Origin of the sequence: Agitococcus lubricus (genome assembly GCF_003051055.1) — a bacterium.
GTDB classification, from domain to species: domain Bacteria; phylum Pseudomonadota; class Gammaproteobacteria; order Pseudomonadales; family Moraxellaceae; genus Agitococcus; species Agitococcus lubricus.
Window position 1 is genome coordinate 84,508 of record NZ_QAON01000010.1, and the last position, 18,379, is coordinate 102,886.

The window sequence follows — 18,379 nt, forward strand, 5'->3', positions numbered from 1 at the left end:
TCTTGGTTCACGTCATTCAATCTTAATTGGATGACGTGAGTCTAAACGCTACACCAACCCCAACTTCCCTTTCCATTCAGCCAACAACGCTTGATGATTACGTTGATTGGGGTGAAAGTTTGGCTTATAAAAAGCCAAATACTCAGGTAATAAACGCGCAACCATCAAGGCTAAAGCTGCACCATCTTGTAATAATAATAGCCATTGTTTAACTGACTTTAGACTTTGTTGACGGTCTTGCCATAATAACTGACTGGTCATGGTGCTTAAACCCAAGACAAAACCCATCGACACGGTACGCATACTACGTCGCCGTTGTGCCAAACTGCCCTGCTTGTCTACCCCAAAGACATGTTGATAAACATCAAACGCCACACTTTTATGCTCTAATTCCTCAACCGCATGCCATAACCACAAGTGCTGTAAATTGTTATCTAAGCCTTGCCATAACTGCGGATGTTTTAATAAATACGCGGCTATCAATGCGGTAAAATGCTCATAAGCCACCGTTGCCGCTAACTGCCGACGTAAAGAACGGGTTTTTAATACCGTCATGCCTTCGCTCATTTGGACATTAAATTGATTTAACAGATAATCAGGCGCATCAAGTACCGCATTAAATTGGGCATGGGCTTGAGAGTGCATCGCTTCTTGACCAATAAACGCGGAAATTTGCTTTTGTAAGGTGTCATCACTGACCTGAGCGCGGACATTACGTACACTATGGACAAAAAATTGCTCACCTGCGGGAAAAGTAACCGATAAGGCGGTAAGCAAATGTGCCATTAACGGCGAACGACCTGTCACATAATGACGCGCTTGTGAATTTTGAGCAGTAAATTGGCTACGACGGACAGTGATGCTGGTCATTATCAATCTCTACACTTTGGGTTGAATAATCATACACGTTGCTGTCGCATGGGCATACAAATTACCTTCTTCATCCTTAATATCGCCTTCAGAAATCACCAAAGAACGACTTTTATTAATCACTCTGCCTTCGGCAATTAACGCTTTATGTTTGGGAATGGGGCGGCACATTTTGACACTCAACTCAATCGTGCCATAGCCTTCACCTGCACCAAGCGCAGTATGGGTTGCACAACCTGTCACCGAATCCAACACCGTTGCGGCAAAACCACCATGTACGCCCCCCATCGGATTAAGATGAGTTTCATTAGCTGTAGCAATAAAAACCACACGATTTAATTCAATGCTGCTCATTTGCATGGGAATCGTTTTGGTGATGCTAGGTGCAGGAAAATGGCCAGCCGCAAACGCCTGCATAATTTCTAAACCTGTCATGGTGCTAATGTTCATCATCATTTACCTCAAATCAAGTTCCAAAAAAGAACTTATAGATTCTAAAAAAAGCCCAATGGGGCTTGTGCTAATTAAAATAGGTTCTAAAATAGAACTTGTCAATATCGCCTGATAAAATAAACTTCTAGCTTAAGAGCTTATATCATTAGTATTTATTTACTCACATTTACCCCCCTGCCTTCGGCATCTCCCTTAATAAGGGGGGACTGAGGGGGATATGAAAAAGGAATCACTATGAAATGGCAAGCTGTGGGTGAACAACCCTGTTCGATTGCGCGTACCTTAGCCATTATTGGTGATCGTTGGACGCTGTTAATTTTGCGTAATACCTTTTTGGGGATTCGTCGCTTTGATGATTTTCAGGCTAATTTGGGTGTCACTCGCCATGTATTGTCTGAACGCTTAAAACGTTTGGTAGAGCATGAGATTCTCAAAAAAGTCGCTTACCACGACCGTCAAGAACGCTTTGAATATCGTCTCACCGACAAAGGCCGAGACTTATACCCCATTATGTTGTCTTTAGCAGCATGGGGCGACAAATGGCTAGATGAGGGGCAAGGTGCGCCGATTTATTATATTCATCAAGATTGTGGCCAACGTTTTACGCCTGTACTGGTTTGTTCAGAATGTCAGCAAACTGTGCATACACGCAATGTTAAACCACAACTCAATACCGATTTTTGGGCTAGTCAAACGGTGAGTCACCCATTAGCCAATAAACAGGCATAATGCCTTTATACCCTAGACAGCCAGTGCATCAGTTTTTGTCGTTTTGTAATCGCCGCACGCATTGGGACGCTGGTGCGTAACATTTCATTTAATTGTGTGGCCACCGCAATATCGGCAATGGTTCGTTGTTCACCTACCAGCCACGTGGATAGTGTTAACACCGATTCTAAACGGTCTAAATGACGAAAAAATTCGGCCTCAACATCGGTTTTAGCCATGCGACCCAAACCTTGCATATATAATTGTGCACTTAATGCCGTTTTTAATAGGGGTTTAAGCAATTTGCGCTCATAAGCAGGCCGACCCATCGTGCTAATTTGTACAGCATGTGCCAAAGCAACATCGTCATTAACCCGAAAATAGACTTCATACCAATACAAATATTCATCCGACCAATCTTCCCAAATTTCCACTTGGGTTTTAGCCAGTGTTTGTTCGGGGTATAAACGTGGTGCATCAGGAAACAGCTCGTCCAAATAGCGTGCAATGCGTGTACTGTCTTGAATACGCTGTCCGTCAATATCCAACACAGGTAACTTACCCACCTTGCTTAAACGTGGCACTTTAGAACCCAAAACACCGTTGTAATTTACAACCTCATAAGCAATGCCTTTGTGTTGTAAGGCTTTGGCAACTTTTTGGCAAAAGGGTGAAATTTCCCACTGATGCAAGATAGGTTTAGTCATTATTCACTCCTAGTATCTTTGGCTAATCTTACAACTCAACTATATCGTTTGTTGCACATGGTCGCCCAATACCAAATCACCCGTTTTAATGTTCATGGTAATTCGCGCAGTAAAAACTTTTTGCTGTTGGCTATCAAATACATCAACTGGTACAACCACATCGCCTGCACTATTCCAGTTGATTCCTTCACCATTAGCAATCGCACGCAAATCGGTTTTTGCTTTAGCTAAATATTCAACGGTCATGCCTTTGGGAATCCAACGAAAACCTTTGGGCAAAGACGCATCGGTCATTGAGCCTGCGACTAACTCTGCCATATTACACATGGCAATCGCATGAACAGTACCTAAATGATTGGTCACTTCACGACAAAACGGCATAGTAATTTCGGCATAATTTGGCTTTAACGCCACAAATTGAGCATTAATCGTGGCAAAAAAAGGCGCGATTTGGCCAATCATTTGGCTAAACGCAGCATTACCGACACTGTTATACATCATTAACATTTGGCTCATGATTATTCACCTTTTGTAGAATATTTTTCTAGAATATAATTCTAATTATCAAAAAAAGCTAGTCCATACCCAATAAAAAAGGCGCAAATTTGCGCCTTTTTTTAATTTGACTGAAAGCTACATATTCCGTCTATATTGCCCACCCACCGAAAACAAAGCATCGGTAATTTGTCCTAATGAGCAATAACGCACGGTGTTCATCAACTCAGCAAAAATATTGCCACCTTCAATCGCTACTTGTTGCAAACGTGCTAAAGCTTGTGGTGCTTGCTGTGCATAATGTTGTTGAAAATCTGCCAAACGTTGTAATTGCGACTGCTTTTCGCTGTCGGTTGAACGCGCTAACTCCAAACTTTGTGGTGTGGCATCACCTTTAGGATTTCGGAAAGTATTAACACCAATAATCGGGTATTCGCCACTGTGTTTTAAGTGTTCATAGTACATAGATTCTTCTTGAATCTTGCCACGTTGATAACCTGTTTCCATTGCGCCTAACACACCACCACGCTCACTAATCGCTTCAAACTCTTTTAACACCGCCTCTTCGACTAAATCAGTCAACTCGTCAATGATAAAACTACCTTGATTGGGGTTTTCATTTTTCGCCAAGCCCCATTCACGGTTAATAATGAGCTGAATTGCCATTGCCCGACGCACACTTTCTTCGGTAGGTGTGGTAATCGCTTCGTCATAAGCATTAGTGTGTAAACTATTGCAGTTATCATAAATGGCAATCAATGCCTGTAACGTAGTACGAATATCATTAAAATCAATTTCTTGGGCGTGTAAACTACGACCGCTGGTTTGAATATGATATTTGAGTTTTTGACTACGTTCGTTTGCGCCATATTTTTCGCGCATGGTCACTGCCCAAATACGTCGAGCGACACGCCCTAACACAGTATACTCAGGGTCCATACCATTACTAAAAAAGAACGATAAATTCGGCGCAAAATCATCAATACTCATGCCTCGCGCTAAATAAGCCTCAACAAAGGTAAAACCATTTGCCAACGTAAAGGCTAATTGTGAAATGGGGTTCGCGCCTGCTTCGGCAATGTGATAGCCCGAAATAGACACCGAGTAAAAATTACGCACATTATGTTCAACAAAATATTGCTGAATATCACCCATCACTTTTAGGCTAAATTCGGTAGAAAAAATACAGGTATTTTGGCCTTGATCTTCTTTTAAAATATCAGCTTGCACTGTGCCACGGACATTTTCTAGCGTCCATTGTTTAATATTTGCCAATTCTGCATCGTCGGGTTGGCGTTGTTCTTTGGCGACAAATTTTTCAATATTTTGGTCAATCGCGGTGTTTAAAAAGAACGCCAAAATAGTCGGTGCTGGGCCATTAATAGTCATCGACACCGAGGTCATGGGATGGGTTAAATCAAAACCACCATACAAGACTTTCATATCTTCTAAAGTCGCAATCGACACGCCCGAATTACCAATTTTGCCATAAATATCAGGACGCTCAGCAGGGTCATTACCATACAAAGTGACTGAATCAAACGCCGTTGATAACCGTTTGGCAGGCATACCTTCGGAAACTTTTTTGAAGCGTGCATTGGTACGAAAGGCATCACCTTCACCCGCAAACATCCGTGTCGGGTCTTCACCTTCACGTTTAAACGGAAATACCCCTGCGGTAAAAGGGAACTCCCCTGCAATATTTTCGCGTAATTGCCACGCTAAAATATCACCTGCATCATGAAACTTTGGCAAAGCCACTTTGGGAATTTTGTTGCCTGATAAGCTGGTATAGGTCAGTTTGGTACGCAATTCTTTATCACGAATTTTAACCACCAATTCATCTTGGCTATAACGTTGTTTTACTTCCGACCAACGGGCTAATAGTTGTTTAGATTCATGGCTGAGTTGTGCGTCTTTTTGCTCGATGAGTTGCGTTAAGCCCTCACCCCAACCCTCTCCCACAGGAGAGGGAGCATCTTTTAACATCAATTGAGTCGCTTGTAATTGCTGACGTTGGCGCGCCAATTGTGCTTGTTGCTCAACATAATGGTGATAAGTACGCACTGCATCGGCAATTTCGGCTAAATAACGCACTTTTGCAGGTGGCACAATGCTTTGTTGTTGGCTCGAACTACGTACACTCACCACAGGCAATTGACTGTTTTTGGGTGCTACCCAACCTTTAGAGATTAAATCCGCTTTGAGTTGCTGATATAACGCCGTGACCCCATCATCATTAAAACGCGCCGCAATCGTGCCAAAAACGGGCATGGTTTCGGGCATTTGCATAAAGGCTTCACGATTACGTTGTACTTGTTTGCACACATCACGTAAGGCATCTTTTGCGCCTTTGCGGTCAAACTTGTTAATCGCAACAATATCGGCAAAATCGAGCATATCAATTTTTTCGAGCTGTGAGGCCGCACCAAACTCAGGCGTCATGACATATAAGGACAAATCCACATAAGGCACAATCGCCGCATCCCCCTGACCAATGCCCGACGTTTCAACAATAATCAAATCAAAATTGGCCACTTTGCAAGCGGCAATCACATCGGGCAAAGCTTGCGAAATTTCGCCACCTGTACTCCGTGTAGCCAACGAACGCATATAAATATTGGGATGATGAATGGCGTTCATACGGATTCTATCGCCCAATAATGCACCACCTGATTTACGCCGTGATGGGTCAATCGAAATAATGGCAATATTAATGCTATCGTTAAAATCTAAACGAAAACGGCGTAAAATCTCATCGGTTAAACTCGATTTTCCTGCACCACCTGTACCTGTAATGCCCAAAACGGGTGTTTTTTTATCGACCGCAGCCGCTAATAATTCTTTTTTATAAGGTAGAACATCGGCTTCTAAGGCAGAAATAATCCGCGCTAAGGTTCGCTGACGCAACATAACATCAGCCGCTTGCAAATCGGCAAAATCAACAGGATATTGATGGGCTAAATCTTGGTCTGCACCTTGCGCACAAAGGTTAATCATGCCTTGTAAACCAAGGGTTGCACCGTCTTCTGGGGAAAAAATCTTCGTCACGCCATACTCATGTAAGGCGTTAATTTCGGCAGGCACAATCACCCCACCGCCACCACCAAACACTTTAATATGGCCAATGCCACGCTCACGCAGCAAATCAATCATATAACTAAAAAATTCGTTGTGACCACCCTGATACGAGCTAAGAGCAATGCCATGCGCATCTTCTTGCAAAGCACAGGTGACAATCTCATCCACCGAGCGATTATGTCCTAAATGAATCACTTCACAACCTGTTGCTTGCAACATCCGACGCATAATATTAATTGAGGCATCGTGGCCATCAAACAAACTGGCCGCCGTGACAAAACGAACTTTATTGACGGGGGTATAAACCGCAGGTTTAGCAGGTGCAAGGGTCATTTAATGGCCACTCCAATCGTTAACAGCGCATTTTTTAATAATTATTGAGTTTGGCGAATGCTAAAAAAATAGGCAATGCCAAAAAGGTTGAATTAGTTGACAAAAACGGACAAGATAAAATGATTGTTCTATTATTGCCTGTTATCTGTTGTTATGAAAATTCAACATCATACCATTGCCAATCATTATGTTGTGGCTACCCTAGCAGGCGCAGTGGCTCAGGGTTATGTAGCAGATGATTTATTAAGCCAATCGGGGCTTTCACCACAACTTTTGTCACACACAGATATTCGTTTGCCACCAACCCAATATGCAAGATTGGTCAAACACCTTTGGCGATTATTAGACGATGAGTTTTTAGGCTTAACTGCCCATCGTTGCCCTATTGGTAGTTTTGCACTGATGGCTGAGTTATTAATTTATAGCAAAACTTTGGGCGAAGCCTTGCAACAATGTGCGCGTTTTTATCGTTTATTAACCCACGATATGTTAATTGGGCTGGAGGTTAAACAAGGTCAAGCGCAATTATCCTTAACCCTAAATCAACCTAACCATGACCATCAGCACTTCTTATTAGAGTTTTCTTTGGTGATGTCTAGTCGTTTGGCCAGTTGGCTGATTCGTGAACGTATTCCGTTGCAAGCGGCAAGCTTTAGGCATTCACCACCTGCCCATGTTCATGAATACCCGACCTTGTTTCCTTGTACTTTGTTATTTGAGCAAAGCCATGATGCGTTATTGTTTGATGCCAGTTGGCTAGACAGGCCGATTGTGCGCCAACTCTCTGAGCTACAAGCCCTGTTACCCACCTTACCCGCTGCTTTTTTAGTAAAACCTGTGTTTCATGGCAGTTATACCCAACGGGTACGCGAATTAATGCAACATGATTTGGATAATTTTGCCGAGTTAGAGGTGGTAGCGCAACATTTTTGGTTAACAGGCCGAACCTTAAGACGCAAATTAATCAGTGAAGGCAGTAGTTTTCAAGCCATTAAAGATGCCATCCGCCGAGATTTAGCGATTGATTATTTGGCACAGGGCAAGCTGTCTTTGCAAGAAATTTCGCTCAATTTAGGCTTTGCCGAAGCCAGTGCGTTTATTCGTGCTTTTAAACAATGGACAGGTTATACACCTAGAGCCTATCAAGTACGTGGTTGAGATTTGTCCAAGGTCTGTTTGTGTCTTTTTATTGTTTTAGCGTCAATAATCAAAAAATTAATCACAGACTGTATTAGACATCATGACAACAACGCTTATTTATGGTGGCAGCGGCGGCATTGGCCAAGCCATTGCTAAACGCCTACATCAACAAGGCCAACACCTACATTTAGTGGGGCGTGATGCTGAAAAATTGGCAGCCTTTGCCCAAACGATAGGCGCAAGTTATACCTGTGGTGACGTGACAAATCCTGAATTATTTGCCCAAGCAACTGCCGAAGCAGGTGAACAATTGACAGGTTTGGTGTATGCGGTGGGGAGCATTAACCTAAAACCTTTACGCCGACTAACGATTGAAGACTTTCAACAAGATTATGCTATCAACAGTGTTGGCGCAGCCTTAGCGGCACAAGCGGCTTTTCCAACCTTGAAAAAAAATGGCTCAGCCTCCGTAGTGTTTTTTTCGAGTATTGCCAGCCAACAAGGCTTTAGTAGTCATGCGTCAATTAGCATGGCTAAAGCCGCTGTTAATGGTTTAACCTTGGCTTTAGCAGCAGAGTTTGCGCCTCATATTCGGGTCAATGCCATTGCGCCTTCATTAACTGCTACACCGTTAGCCGCTTCATTAACCAACAATCCCACTGTGGCAGAAGCCATTGCCAATTTACACCCCATTCCACGTTTAGGCACAGCAGACGATATCGCAGCGTTGGCGTGTTTTTTATTAAGTCGTGATAGCAGTTGGCTAACAGGGCAAATTTTGCATGTGGATGGTGGTCGCTCTACGCTTAGACCTAAGGGCTAATCTATGCCCAAACGGATTGCGAAAGCCGACTTACCGACCAAAATTTGTGTGGTTTGCCAACGCCCTTTTTCGTGGCGCAAAAAATGGGAAAAATGTTGGTCTGAAGTGCAATATTGCTCGGAACGGTGTCGGCGTAGTAGATGATGAGCTAAATAGTTTTTATCATCTAAAAGTAGCGTGTGGTTGACGACGAAAACCCACGATTAGCTTAAAATGATTGTTGCGGTTTTCGTGCCTCAACACACGCTTTTCAGTTAAGATAATACAGATGATATTAGCGATTATCTGTTATGAAGCCTCAAATTATTACACATTCTTGGAACTTGAGCGAAGAACAAGCTCTCCAACTTCAACATGAACTGGCCACTCAAGTTATAACAGAAGATTGTTTGGGTGAAGTAAAAAATATTGCAGGGGTAGATGTTGCTTATGATAAAACCAGCGATAAAATTATAGCTGCGGTGGTTGTTATTGATGCAAAGACACTTGAGATCATTGAACAATCGACTGCTGAAAATACAGCCCAATTTCCCTATATTCCTAGCCTATTTTCATTTAGAGAATTACCAGCTGTTATTGAAGCTCTAAAAAACCTCCAAATTACGCCAGATTTAATCGTATGTGATGGTCAAGGACTGGCTCATCCAAGACGTTTTGGCTTAGCTTGTCACTTAGGCGTTTTATTTGATATTCCCACTATTGGTTGTGGCAAAACACGTTTAATGGGCGAATATTGTGAACCTGAAAAAAATAGAGGTGCAATGACACCCCTAATTGACAATCATGAAATTATTGGTTGTACCTTAAGAACACAAGATAGCATTAAGCCTGTTTATGTTTCTATTGGAAATCGTGTCTCATTAGCAACAGCCTGTGCATGGATTTTGAAACTCTCCACTAAATACCGTCTACCTGAAACAACAAGAGCCGCAGACCATTTAGTACGCCAAAAACTCACTATCAAGGGTTAATCTCATTATCATTGTACTGAACCAAACAATTCGGTAGCTTTGTCTTTTTTATCAGATGTGCAACATTTGCTAGTTTATTACTAGAATCATCTATTGAGAGCTCTTGCAAATTAGTAGCTTCAATTAACTGCAAAATCCCCTGAGGCGATATTGATGTTTCGTAAAGAGAAATCTTACTCAGATTTGAAAATCCTATTGCCAACCTTAAATACGTTAAAAGCTCGTCATCTATAGCGTCTCCCGATAAATGAAGACGCGATGAAATCTTGAGAGATGAAAATGCCGATTTAGATTGTAAATATAATACTTTTAATTGCTCTTTAAGCTCACAAACTCTATCAAAGTAACTGCCCTCAATACTTATGCAGGTACATACACCTTGTTCTGTAAATTTTACTTTAAAGTAAAAGAAGTTTTTTTTCTTGTAAATGAATTTGCTGATAATTACCATTTAGATACCATAAGAAGTCTTGATATAATGAACTATCATCGACAGTCAATACTCCTAATTCTCCAGAATAATACCAAGACTCGCTATAGTATTTAAATCCTTCTTGATAAAGTGCAATTTCCACACATCTATCACGGTCAAAATCATAAGCAATACCTGAAAACAGTTTTTCTCGAAATAAAAATGGTTCAATTTCGTATTCAGATTCCAGTGCATCTGCATCAATTGCTATTAAAGATTGCTTTTGTGCAAGACACTCAAATACATAATCACCTTTATTAACACCATCGACAAATTGACAAACCCTGTCAACAACATCACCAACCATATAAAATGCGATGCCATTAAAAAGGGTCTCTTGATATAAATATCGGTTATTTTCAAGCTTAAGTGCGCTAGCTATGACCCTTAGCATTAATGTTTCTCCAATGACGCAGCCTATACAAAGTGTACCATCACACAGCAATCATGCTATGTTTCAATATTCCTGTATTTCGCTATACTTCATACAGGCTACCTATGCTGTCATACTCCAAGTCGCCCCAAAATACACTCACCCTTCATCAATCTACAACAAAACATTTGCAAAATTCCCCCTTCACCCCCATAAATGTGCAAATTTGTCTTTAATTTTGAGAAGCCCCATGAACGCACAATTGCAACAACAACTTGCTTGGTTAAGCCCTCAAGCCACCGTGTTAAAAAATATGCGTCGGGGTTTAGAAAAAGAAGCCTTACGCATGAGCAAAGATGGCATGATTAGCCAAACCGAGCATCCGCGTGCTTTAGGCTCAGCATTAACCCATCCACACATCACCACCGATTATTCCGAAGCCTTAATCGAGCTGATTACCCCTGCCACCAAAAGCATTGATGAAACGTTGGACTTTTTAGAAGACCTACATCGCTTTTGTTATCAAAATATGGGCGAAGAACGCTTATGGCTTAACTCTATGCCCTGCATGATTGGTTTAGAAGATAGCCAAATTCCACTGGCATATTATGGCGAATCCAATATTGGCAAACTCAAAACCTTGTATCGTCATGGCTTGGGCGTGCGTTATGGCCGCAAAATGCAAACCATTGCAGGCATTCACTATAACTTGTCATTCCCTAGCGAATTTTGGCAAGCATGGCAACAAGCCAGCCAAAACAACCAAGACCCTCAAGAATTTATTAACGAAAAATATTTTGCCTTAATTCGTAATTTTCAACGCCATAGCTTTTTATTATTGTATTTATTAGGTGCAAGCCCTGCGGTCTGTGCCTGTTTCTTATTAGGCCGTCAGCATGGCTTAGCCAGTTTAAGTGCAGGCACACTCTATCAGCCATATGCCACTTCTTTACGCATGAGCCGTTTGGGTTATCAAAATACCGTACAACGCGACTTACAAGTATCTTATAACCATCTACCTGATTATATTGATAATTTAAGCAATGCCATTCACACGCCCTATCCACCGTTTGCCGATATTGGCGTGAAAAAAGACGGCATTTATCAGCAAATGAATGCTAATGTCTTGCAAATCGAAAATGAATATTATGGTTTAATTCGCCCCAAACAAACCACTCAACGTGGCGAAAAACCTACCCAAGCTCTCAAAGCGCGTGGTATTGAATACATCGAAATGCGCTGTGTTGACCTCAATCCATTTAGCCCAATTGGTATTGATAAGCCAACCGCACACTTTTTAGAAGTGTATGCCTTACATAGCGTATTAAGTGACAGTGAGTTTTTTGCCGAAGACGAATACCACGAATTGTCTATTCGCCAAGAGCAAATGGTTGAGCAAGGCCGTGCGCCAGCCTTACAAGTCACCATCAATGGCCAAGCCGCAGACTTTAAAACACACGCCTTAACTTTATTAAATGAAATGCGTGCTGTTGCCTTAGTGTTGGATGAGTCTCATCAAACTACCCGTTACAGCGAATCTATCGACCAACAAATTGCTAAAATTGAACACCCAGAACTGACTTATGCCGCACAAGTATTGGCAGAAATGGCTAAACACAACAATAGCTTTTTTGCCTTTGGCGCAGCGATTGCCGAACAACATCGTGATTACTTTTTAAGTCAGCCTTTGTCGGCTGAGCGAGTGGCCTTGTTTACCGAGCAAGCGCAAGAATCCTTAGCTGCCCAAAAAGCGATTGAAGACAGCGATACGCTCAGTTTTGATGCATTTTTAGCAGAATATATTAAATAACTTGAGTTCGGGATAAGCCTACGGCTTTTTAGTTGAAATATGACTGTTTATAACGTCAAAGACACTGTTGGGACGTTGTGGTGCAACTGTTTGAGCCATGGATGGCGAGTTTTGCACCACGAAATGGTTTTGCTGACTTTGGCCGAAACCAAAGTCAGTCCCGCGGAAGGCGGCTGTCATAGGAGCTTGAAATAATTTCTATATAAAATTCAAGAAATTAACATTTTTTTATCCCGAACTCAGGTTAAATAACAGTATGCTTACTGTGGCTTACGTTATTTTGAGTTAGAAATAGTTTGTTGGAATGTTTTATGTAGTCCATGAGGTAATGCTAATCAGTTAAGCTTTTTACCGACTTCGACTCCGCTCAGTCAACGCAAAAACGTTCCCTGAGCGGAGTCGAAGGGTAGTTGTACCCATTTTTTCTTAACTGACCAGCATTATCTCAAGAAAGAACTTACTGCCGTTTTTTGAGAGCCATCACATGACGTTACCCTCACCACGACTAACCAATGTAGCTTTGTTTATTTTAAGCGGCATCAGCATCGCCTTTGCCTTGTATTTACAACATTTTCAGCATTTAGAACCTTGTCCACTCTGTATTTTTCAACGCTTTGCGGTGATTGGTATTGGCATAAGCGCCTTAGTTGCGGCTATTCATAATCCTGCCGTGTTAGGTCGGCGTATTTATGCAGGGCTGACCTTAGTTTCTACGGCATGGGGTTTAACGGTGGCAGGCCGTCATGTATGGCTACAACATTTACCTGCGGATGAAGTCCCTGCTTGTGGGCCGGGTTTGGATTATTGGATGGAGACTTTTCCCTTACAAGACGTGATTGCTAAAGTATTTAAGGGGTCGGGCGAATGTGCCAAAGTCGATTGGACGTTACTGGGTTTAAGTCTACCCGAATGGACATTGGCCCTGTTTATTGGGTTAGCAGTTGTCTCGGTATGGCAAATAGTACGTAAAGATTAGCCACCATGGATTCGCAACATGTTTGCTGACTGTAGGTCAGCAGTTCTCTCCGCTAAGTCTCTCACGAGACCTTAACTCCTCTTTTCAAGGTTAAGTTCCTCGTATACCCTATACCCTCTAAAATAAATGATAGGGTTTATCATGATTGCCTTCTACCGCGCACTGAGCGTCAGTGCTTTACTCAGTATGTGCTCGTTCAGTTATGCCGACGAGCCGCGCACGCTAATAGAAGCGGCATTTGGTCAAAGCCAAGCCAAAACCTTCTGTGATGATTTTGACAGTAACCTCTGTGAAGATACAGACCGTGCCTTTCGCGTCGGTGTCAGTCAACTCATTAACACGAATTTGCGCGCTAATTTTAGTTATATAGATTTTGGTCAATTTGAGATTAATGGGGCTAATAGCGTGGCTCAGCTACAAATCTCTGCCAAAGCGTCTGCGGTGGCGGCACAACTTGAAATTAACGCCCCTATCGCTAAGGCTGCGGTTTATATGCGAGGCGGTTTAGCCATTAGCTTTGTTGAGGTGAAGGCTTTTGGCCAAAATTTTCAACAAAATATCAAAGCCTCTTCCTCCGAAAACGATACCAGCCTAGACCCTATTTTGGGGCTTGGCTTTAGACTGCCACTCAACGAACATATTGGGTTGATGGGTGAGTATCAATTACTCATGGATGCGGGGAACGAAGAGACAACGGGTGAAGATGATGTGAGTTTTATGGGTGTGGGCATACAGGTGACCTTACAATAATTTGTTTACTCCTCTGTATCGTCTGGTGCTAGTTTAGCCACAACCACCGCTTTCTCTTGTTGTGTGTCATAACGGGTAATTTTTAGTAATACCCGTTCGGCAAGTTTGGCCTCAATGTCACGCATCACGCGTGCTTTGCGGCCATCGTCTAAACGCACCAAATAGGCTTTTTCGTACACTGTCTCAATCACGGCTGGCGCCTCATAGACACGAATAATTTTACCTTCATCCTTAAAAAATCCGCCTAGCCATAGCACGACTAAGGCCGACAATAACGCGTAAACTTTAGCAGAACGGTTATTAAAGAGGATTTTTGCAACTGTCATGATGGTTTTTTGAGTCCTGTTTGATACTGAGGACGTAATAACATTTGGCGTAACAGCCGCAAAGTTTGTTGGGGTTCATCAGCTAAATTATAGTTAAAAATCAGGGCAGGCATTAAACCTTCTGGCTCACCCCGTCCCGATAACTCAATCAGCGTTCCACCTTTGGCTAAAGGCGTTAAACGCCATGTACTTTGTAAATTTGTCATCCTGACACGTTTGACTTCGATAGGCAGAGACAAGGTGTAATTGGCTAAGGCTTCTACCTCAACACGCACCACGCCTGTTTTTGGTTCACGCATCAATAAGGTATGTAAGATGGCATCACGTTCGACAAAGGGATAAGGGAGTTTATAAACCGAGTATAACCAAAACTGATTCGGCTTTTTTTCTAACACTTTGACAAGTTTCAAGCGCGCTAACCATTGTGGCCATGCCGACACATCCGACAACACCGCAACCACCGTATCTATGGGCTGGGCAACCACCGTTTTAGCATAAAACTCATCATACGGACTGCTCTCTTGACTACGAGTATACACCTGAATTTGACGCTTATTGTCTGTTTTACTGAGTTGCCAGTCTGACGCCCATGCGATATTGCACAGACTGAGCAAACTTAACAAAATCACAAACAAAAATGGCATATTACTCTACTCGTGGCCACTCTCGGGCTAAGGCATGTTGTTCTGCTTCGGCTTGGCTGGCAAACACAGGGTGCATATTTTCAGCTAACCAGTATGCAAACGCATAGTAACGTACAGGGTCATCATCAGCATAATCCATAATACCGTGGCGTTTTGACCAATACACAATACGAAAGTCTGTCAAAGACTGGCCAATTAAAAAGGGAAAATAATTTTCATCTTGGCCTGTCAGTTGCCACATATCTTCATCTTGATATTGTTGGGCATAGGCGACAATTTGTTCGCTTGAAAGCTGCTGATGTTTGTAGTGTATAAACTGAGACATAAATTAAAAGAGGAATCGTGTAAGGGCTTGTTATAAAAGCAGGTTAAGGAGGACTCAGGCACAGAGGCGAATCTTAGCCAATTCAAATCGAGCCAATGTATTTCCTGTCTCAAATGTCCAACCATCGGGCATCGTTGATTTATAACCCAAGTCAACATCTAGAAAGGTTTGTTCTTTTTTAGTGATAATCGCCACGTTCCAATGTGTTTGCAATAACACCGCAATGTCTTGGAGAGTATGGTTTCCTGCCTTGATTAACCGCTTACATTCGCTGATGAGTATGGCGCAAGGAACAACATGCTCAAGATGAGTAGGCGTTTCAGCAGTGACCTTTTCAGATTGACCAACATAGACAAAGGCTTTCTCAGGGTGCAGTACATGCGAAAAGATTCTGGTGTGAAAACCTGTTTTTCTGTCACTGTGGTAGATGAGGTTGTGAAAATGATGAACCAATAATAGGCAAGTTTTATACACTATGTCGGAATGCTGCATGAATTGCGTCATCTCTGTATGCTCAACCTATCCAATTAAGGCCATGAGCTATGTGGCATCACTCATCTGGACTGTCTATTTTCTCATTAACTCAGGATGATATTTCGGATTAAACCAAACTTTGCCATCTTTACCAAACGCCCACACATTAGAGACTTCTTTAATCTGTGGCGGCAATTTTTCGTCACGGTTAGTCGCATGTAAATAGTGTCTAATGGCGGCACGCATACGCTGATGCCATATTTTTTTATCGGATTTTTCACTGTCACACTTACATATTCCACATTTTGGCGTATGACGTCTGGAGCGGCTCATTTTGATAATTTCCCCAATATGTGGGTTGACGCGGGAAACCCAGAAAACCCAAACAACAGGATGATGTTCGTTATGCGAATCCACATTGATTCAACGTGAAAGACGTTGACTATTCAAAACCAAAAATGCGGTTTAGTTATAGACTGCTGTGTAAGCCAACGCTCAAAATCTTGTCTACTAATAAACTCTTCATAGAGTAAATTAAAATTTGGCTCTATTTTGCTATCGCTTAATGCAAGCAGATGGTTAAATGCAGTAGCTCGCATAATCACAGGGAGTTGCCCCATAGTCGGACTATAACCCAAGCATGGCTCTCGACGTAATACAAACCGTCCCGACTGCCCACTCAACCAACGCGCATCTTGACTTTGTATTCGTAAGCCTTGCTTGATAAAGGCATAAGCCAGTTGACGAGCAATAATAAACTCATGTTCAAGCCGCTCCTTTGCCCATAAATAGCTAAGGTCCGCAAAACGATATGACTCTATATGATTATTAATATCCATATTGATATACGCCATTATCACAATCGTCGTTGTGCGTAGCACAGGCTAAGGAAAGAATCCCTCAACGTTCAAATAACATCATGGGTTTCGTTCCTCAACCCATGCTACTGAATATGCGCCAAAATACCATCCAACTCTTCAAATGAGTTATAACGAATCACCAAACGGCCTTGACCTTTTTTGTTGTAATCAATCTGTACGGCCGCTCCCAAAGTATCCGATAAACGCTGTTGCAGTTGTGCAACATTAGCATCTACGCGCTTATCTTCCACAGGTTTATCTTTCGCTGTTAATAAACTCCGCACCAAGGCTTCGGTCTGTCGTACCGATAAGCCTTTATCCACAATAAGACGAGCGGTTTCTGTTTGTTGTAATTCAGGTAAGGACAATAGCGCACGGGCATGCCCCATTTCTAAATCACCGTGTTCTAACAAGGTTTTGACTTCACGGGGTAAGGCTATTAAGCGCAATAAATTACTGACCGTAGCGCGGGCTTTGCCCACTGCTTCGGCAATTTGTTGATGGGTTAACTCAAACTCCTCTACAAAACGGTGCATCGCCGTTGCTTGCTCCATTGGGTTTAAGTCTTCACGTTGGATATTTTCTATCAATGCCATCGCCATCGCGGTATCATCTTGAATATCACGCACCACCGCAGGAATCGTTTCTAAACCTGCCATTTGGGCGGCGCGCCAACGGCGCTCACCTGCGACAATTTCATAACGCTGCTCCGCTAAAGGCCGTACCACAATGGGCTGCATCACGCCTTGTACTTTAATAGAGTCAGCTAATTCTTGTAAGGCTGTGGGATTCATATCCCGACGCGGTTGATAACGGCCACGCTGTAATTGGTCGAGAGGCAGTTGCTGTAGACTGTTAATCACCGCAGGCGCTGTGCTGTCAGCCTCAACGGCAGCAACGTCTTCACGAACTTGACGTACTGCACCCAGTAAGGCATCTAAACCCCGTCCCGTCCCTAAGCCTCGTTTTTTATTACTCATACCGTTTTTCTCTTTTTATCTTTTTTAATCAATTCCGCCGCTAAACTTAAATACGCAAATGCGCCGCGTGAGCCTTTGTCATAATACATCACAGGCACACCATGTGCAGGCGCTTCGGCCAAACGGACATTACGGGGAATCACCGTTTCAAATACTTTATCGCCAAAATGTTTGATTAACTCTTGTGACACATCATTGGCTAAGGTGTTTCGTGGGTCAAACATGGTGCGTAAAATGCCACGAATTTGTAAATGTGGATTTAATTTGACCGTCATACGTTCAATGGTATTGGTTAAATCGGCTAACCCTTCTAAGGCATAGTATTCGCATTGCATGGGAATGACGACACCGTCCGCAGCCACTAAGGCGTTTAAGGTCAGCATACTTAAGGAAGGTGCACAGTCGATTAAAATAAAATCATAGCTTTTTTTAATGTGCTCTAAGGCCTCTTTTAAGCGCAACTCACGACGCTCTAGGTCAAATAAGCTGATTTCTGCACCACTTAAATCCCGATTTGCCCCCAAGACGTCGTATTTGGCTTTGGGTGTTTTGTGAATCGCGACTTTAATGGGGGTATCCCCTAATAACACGTCATACACCGAATAAGATAAAGCATTTTTATCTACACCAGACCCCATCGTGGCATTACCTTGGGGGTCTAAATCGATTAATAACACGCGACGTTTCACTGCCGCTAACGAGGCAGCTAAGTTCACGGAGGTCGTCGTTTTACCCACACCACCTTTTTGATTAGCGATGGCTAAAATTTGTGTCATTTTGTGACTTCCTGAATACAAAAAATTGCAGT

At 42.6% G+C, this 18,379-nt stretch carries 23 protein-coding genes; 8 read left to right on the forward strand and 15 right to left on the reverse strand.

Annotated features, from left to right (window positions below; genetic code table 11):
- Positions 1 to 48: 48 nt before the first annotated feature.
- Positions 49 to 870 carry a metal-dependent hydrolase gene (locus C8N29_RS10825; RefSeq protein ID WP_107866081.1) on the reverse strand — a complete coding sequence of 274 codons (822 nt, stop codon included), beginning with the start codon at positions 868 to 870 and terminating at the stop codon, positions 49 to 51.
- 9 nt (positions 871 to 879) lie between these two features.
- Positions 880 to 1,320, reverse strand: a complete 441-nt coding sequence (locus C8N29_RS10830; RefSeq protein WP_107866123.1) for a PaaI family thioesterase — start codon at positions 1,318 to 1,320, stop codon at positions 880 to 882.
- 237 nt (positions 1,321 to 1,557) lie between these two features.
- Between C8N29_RS10830 and C8N29_RS10835 the strand changes: the two genes are divergently transcribed.
- Entirely contained in the window at positions 1,558 to 2,052 is a 495-nt protein-coding gene (locus C8N29_RS10835) for a winged helix-turn-helix transcriptional regulator (protein WP_107866082.1), read from the forward strand.
- A 5-nt stretch (positions 2,053 to 2,057) separates the two neighbouring features.
- Here the strand turns inward: C8N29_RS10835 and C8N29_RS10840 are convergent, their stop codons facing one another.
- The 3 genes from C8N29_RS10840 to icmF all read right to left on the reverse strand — a co-directional run bounded on the left by C8N29_RS10840 (position 2,058) and on the right by icmF (position 6,647).
- A complete protein-coding gene (locus tag C8N29_RS10840) occupies positions 2,058 to 2,738 on the reverse strand; it encodes a glutathione S-transferase family protein (RefSeq protein WP_107866083.1) in 681 nt (226 codons plus the stop codon).
- 39 nt (positions 2,739 to 2,777) lie between these two features.
- Positions 2,778 to 3,254: a hotdog fold domain-containing protein gene (locus C8N29_RS10845; RefSeq protein ID WP_107866084.1), complete on the reverse strand. Its 477-nt coding sequence runs from the start codon at positions 3,252 to 3,254 to the stop codon at positions 2,778 to 2,780.
- Between the two features lie 117 nt (positions 3,255 to 3,371).
- Positions 3,372 to 6,647 carry a fused isobutyryl-CoA mutase/GTPase IcmF gene (icmF, locus tag C8N29_RS10850; protein ID WP_107866085.1) on the reverse strand — a complete coding sequence of 1,092 codons (3,276 nt, stop codon included), beginning with the start codon at positions 6,645 to 6,647 and terminating at the stop codon, positions 3,372 to 3,374.
- Between the two features lie 153 nt (positions 6,648 to 6,800).
- On the opposite strand from icmF, the gene C8N29_RS10855 reads away from it, so the two are divergent.
- The 4 genes from C8N29_RS10855 to nfi all read left to right on the forward strand — a co-directional run bounded on the left by C8N29_RS10855 (position 6,801) and on the right by nfi (position 9,581).
- Entirely contained in the window at positions 6,801 to 7,805 is a 1,005-nt protein-coding gene (locus C8N29_RS10855) for an AraC family transcriptional regulator (protein ID WP_107866086.1), read from the forward strand.
- An 82-nt stretch (positions 7,806 to 7,887) separates the two neighbouring features.
- A complete protein-coding gene (locus C8N29_RS10860) occupies positions 7,888 to 8,610 on the forward strand; it encodes an SDR family NAD(P)-dependent oxidoreductase (RefSeq protein ID WP_107866087.1) in 723 nt (240 codons plus the stop codon).
- 3 nt (positions 8,611 to 8,613) lie between these two features.
- Entirely contained in the window at positions 8,614 to 8,754 is a 141-nt protein-coding gene (locus tag C8N29_RS10865; RefSeq protein ID WP_107866088.1) for a DUF2256 domain-containing protein, read from the forward strand.
- Between the two features lie 146 nt (positions 8,755 to 8,900).
- On the forward strand, positions 8,901 to 9,581 hold the full coding sequence (gene nfi / locus C8N29_RS10870) for a deoxyribonuclease V (protein WP_107866089.1): 681 nt from the start codon (positions 8,901 to 8,903) through the stop codon (positions 9,579 to 9,581).
- Here nfi and C8N29_RS10875 read toward each other — a convergent pair.
- Entirely contained in the window at positions 9,571 to 10,032 is a 462-nt protein-coding gene (locus C8N29_RS10875; RefSeq protein WP_107866090.1) for a hypothetical protein, read from the reverse strand. The genes nfi and C8N29_RS10875 overlap by 11 nt on opposite strands.
- Positions 9,980 to 10,447 carry a hypothetical protein gene (locus C8N29_RS10880; protein ID WP_107866091.1) on the reverse strand — a complete coding sequence of 156 codons (468 nt, stop codon included), beginning with the start codon at positions 10,445 to 10,447 and terminating at the stop codon, positions 9,980 to 9,982. The genes C8N29_RS10875 and C8N29_RS10880 overlap by 53 nt, the downstream gene beginning before the upstream one ends.
- A 229-nt stretch (positions 10,448 to 10,676) precedes the next feature.
- Here C8N29_RS10880 and gshA point away from each other — a divergent pair, with 229 nt between their 5' ends.
- The 3 genes from gshA (at position 10,677) to C8N29_RS10895 (ending at position 13,962) form a co-directional block, all read left to right on the forward strand.
- Entirely contained in the window at positions 10,677 to 12,236 is a 1,560-nt protein-coding gene (gshA, locus tag C8N29_RS10885; RefSeq protein ID WP_170106965.1) for a glutamate--cysteine ligase, read from the forward strand.
- A 484-nt stretch (positions 12,237 to 12,720) separates the two neighbouring features.
- Positions 12,721 to 13,212, forward strand: coding sequence for a disulfide bond formation protein B (locus tag C8N29_RS10890; RefSeq protein ID WP_107866093.1), 492 nt, complete (start codon positions 12,721 to 12,723; stop codon positions 13,210 to 13,212).
- A 141-nt stretch (positions 13,213 to 13,353) separates the two neighbouring features.
- The gene (locus tag C8N29_RS10895; protein WP_170106966.1) at positions 13,354 to 13,962 is read left to right on the forward strand and encodes an outer membrane beta-barrel protein; all 609 of its coding nucleotides are present in this window, start codon (positions 13,354 to 13,356) and stop codon (positions 13,960 to 13,962) included.
- Between the two features lie 5 nt (positions 13,963 to 13,967).
- On the opposite strand, the gene C8N29_RS10900 is transcribed toward C8N29_RS10895, so the two are convergent.
- From C8N29_RS10900 to C8N29_RS10930, 8 genes are all read right to left on the reverse strand, one after another.
- Positions 13,968 to 14,288, reverse strand: a complete 321-nt coding sequence (locus C8N29_RS10900) for a hypothetical protein (RefSeq protein WP_107866095.1) — start codon at positions 14,286 to 14,288, stop codon at positions 13,968 to 13,970.
- On the reverse strand, positions 14,285 to 14,932 hold the full coding sequence (locus C8N29_RS10905; RefSeq protein WP_107866096.1) for an SRPBCC family protein: 648 nt from the start codon (positions 14,930 to 14,932) through the stop codon (positions 14,285 to 14,287). Before C8N29_RS10905 ends, C8N29_RS10900 begins: the two co-directional genes overlap by 4 nt.
- A gap of 1 nt (position 14,933) precedes the next feature.
- Positions 14,934 to 15,257 carry a hypothetical protein gene (locus C8N29_RS10910; RefSeq protein WP_107866097.1) on the reverse strand — a complete coding sequence of 108 codons (324 nt, stop codon included), beginning with the start codon at positions 15,255 to 15,257 and terminating at the stop codon, positions 14,934 to 14,936.
- 54 nt (positions 15,258 to 15,311) lie between these two features.
- On the reverse strand, positions 15,312 to 15,749 hold the full coding sequence (locus C8N29_RS10915) for a hypothetical protein (protein ID WP_146164454.1): 438 nt from the start codon (positions 15,747 to 15,749) through the stop codon (positions 15,312 to 15,314).
- A 75-nt stretch (positions 15,750 to 15,824) separates the two neighbouring features.
- Positions 15,825 to 16,064, reverse strand: a complete 240-nt coding sequence (locus tag C8N29_RS16675; RefSeq protein WP_146164455.1) for a hypothetical protein — start codon at positions 16,062 to 16,064, stop codon at positions 15,825 to 15,827.
- 113 nt (positions 16,065 to 16,177) lie between these two features.
- Positions 16,178 to 16,585 carry a hypothetical protein gene (locus tag C8N29_RS10920; RefSeq protein ID WP_146164456.1) on the reverse strand — a complete coding sequence of 136 codons (408 nt, stop codon included), beginning with the start codon at positions 16,583 to 16,585 and terminating at the stop codon, positions 16,178 to 16,180.
- 89 nt (positions 16,586 to 16,674) lie between these two features.
- On the reverse strand, positions 16,675 to 17,571 hold the full coding sequence (locus tag C8N29_RS10925) for a ParB/RepB/Spo0J family partition protein (RefSeq protein WP_107866100.1): 897 nt from the start codon (positions 17,569 to 17,571) through the stop codon (positions 16,675 to 16,677).
- Entirely contained in the window at positions 17,568 to 18,347 is a 780-nt protein-coding gene (locus C8N29_RS10930; RefSeq protein WP_107866101.1) for a ParA family protein, read from the reverse strand. The genes C8N29_RS10925 and C8N29_RS10930 overlap by 4 nt, the downstream gene beginning before the upstream one ends.
- Positions 18,348 to 18,379: the final 32 nt, after the last annotated feature.

Bases quoted from the DNA above. Each gene is read 5' to 3' on its own strand.
- C8N29_RS10825 (WP_107866081.1), bottom strand. From the start codon at position 870: ATGACCAGCATCACTGTCCGTCGTAGCCAATTTACTGCTCAAAATTCA.
- C8N29_RS10830 (WP_107866123.1), bottom strand. From the start codon at position 1,320: ATGAACATTAGCACCATGACAGGTTTAGAAATTATGCAGGCGTTTGCG.
- C8N29_RS10835 (WP_107866082.1), top strand. From the start codon at position 1,558: ATGAAATGGCAAGCTGTGGGTGAACAACCCTGTTCGATTGCGCGTACC.
- C8N29_RS10840 (WP_107866083.1), bottom strand. From the start codon at position 2,738: ATGACTAAACCTATCTTGCATCAGTGGGAAATTTCACCCTTTTGCCAA.
- C8N29_RS10845 (WP_107866084.1), bottom strand. From the start codon at position 3,254: ATGAGCCAAATGTTAATGATGTATAACAGTGTCGGTAATGCTGCGTTT.
- icmF (WP_107866085.1), bottom strand. From the start codon at position 6,647: ATGACCCTTGCACCTGCTAAACCTGCGGTTTATACCCCCGTCAATAAA.
- C8N29_RS10855 (WP_107866086.1), top strand. From the start codon at position 6,801: ATGAAAATTCAACATCATACCATTGCCAATCATTATGTTGTGGCTACC.
- C8N29_RS10860 (WP_107866087.1), top strand. From the start codon at position 7,888: ATGACAACAACGCTTATTTATGGTGGCAGCGGCGGCATTGGCCAAGCC.
- C8N29_RS10865 (WP_107866088.1), top strand. From the start codon at position 8,614: ATGCCCAAACGGATTGCGAAAGCCGACTTACCGACCAAAATTTGTGTG.
- nfi (WP_107866089.1), top strand. From the start codon at position 8,901: ATGAAGCCTCAAATTATTACACATTCTTGGAACTTGAGCGAAGAACAA.
- C8N29_RS10875 (WP_107866090.1), bottom strand. From the start codon at position 10,032: ATGGTAATTATCAGCAAATTCATTTACAAGAAAAAAAACTTCTTTTAC.
- C8N29_RS10880 (WP_107866091.1), bottom strand. From the start codon at position 10,447: ATGCTAAGGGTCATAGCTAGCGCACTTAAGCTTGAAAATAACCGATAT.
- gshA (WP_170106965.1), top strand. From the start codon at position 10,677: ATGAACGCACAATTGCAACAACAACTTGCTTGGTTAAGCCCTCAAGCC.
- C8N29_RS10890 (WP_107866093.1), top strand. From the start codon at position 12,721: ATGACGTTACCCTCACCACGACTAACCAATGTAGCTTTGTTTATTTTA.
- C8N29_RS10895 (WP_170106966.1), top strand. From the start codon at position 13,354: ATGATTGCCTTCTACCGCGCACTGAGCGTCAGTGCTTTACTCAGTATG.
- C8N29_RS10900 (WP_107866095.1), bottom strand. From the start codon at position 14,288: ATGACAGTTGCAAAAATCCTCTTTAATAACCGTTCTGCTAAAGTTTAC.
- C8N29_RS10905 (WP_107866096.1), bottom strand. From the start codon at position 14,932: ATGCCATTTTTGTTTGTGATTTTGTTAAGTTTGCTCAGTCTGTGCAAT.
- C8N29_RS10910 (WP_107866097.1), bottom strand. From the start codon at position 15,257: ATGTCTCAGTTTATACACTACAAACATCAGCAGCTTTCAAGCGAACAA.
- C8N29_RS10915 (WP_146164454.1), bottom strand. From the start codon at position 15,749: ATGCAGCATTCCGACATAGTGTATAAAACTTGCCTATTATTGGTTCAT.
- C8N29_RS16675 (WP_146164455.1), bottom strand. From the start codon at position 16,064: ATGAGCCGCTCCAGACGTCATACGCCAAAATGTGGAATATGTAAGTGT.
- C8N29_RS10920 (WP_146164456.1), bottom strand. From the start codon at position 16,585: ATGGCGTATATCAATATGGATATTAATAATCATATAGAGTCATATCGT.
- C8N29_RS10925 (WP_107866100.1), bottom strand. From the start codon at position 17,571: ATGAGTAATAAAAAACGAGGCTTAGGGACGGGACGGGGTTTAGATGCC.
- C8N29_RS10930 (WP_107866101.1), bottom strand. From the start codon at position 18,347: ATGACACAAATTTTAGCCATCGCTAATCAAAAAGGTGGTGTGGGTAAA.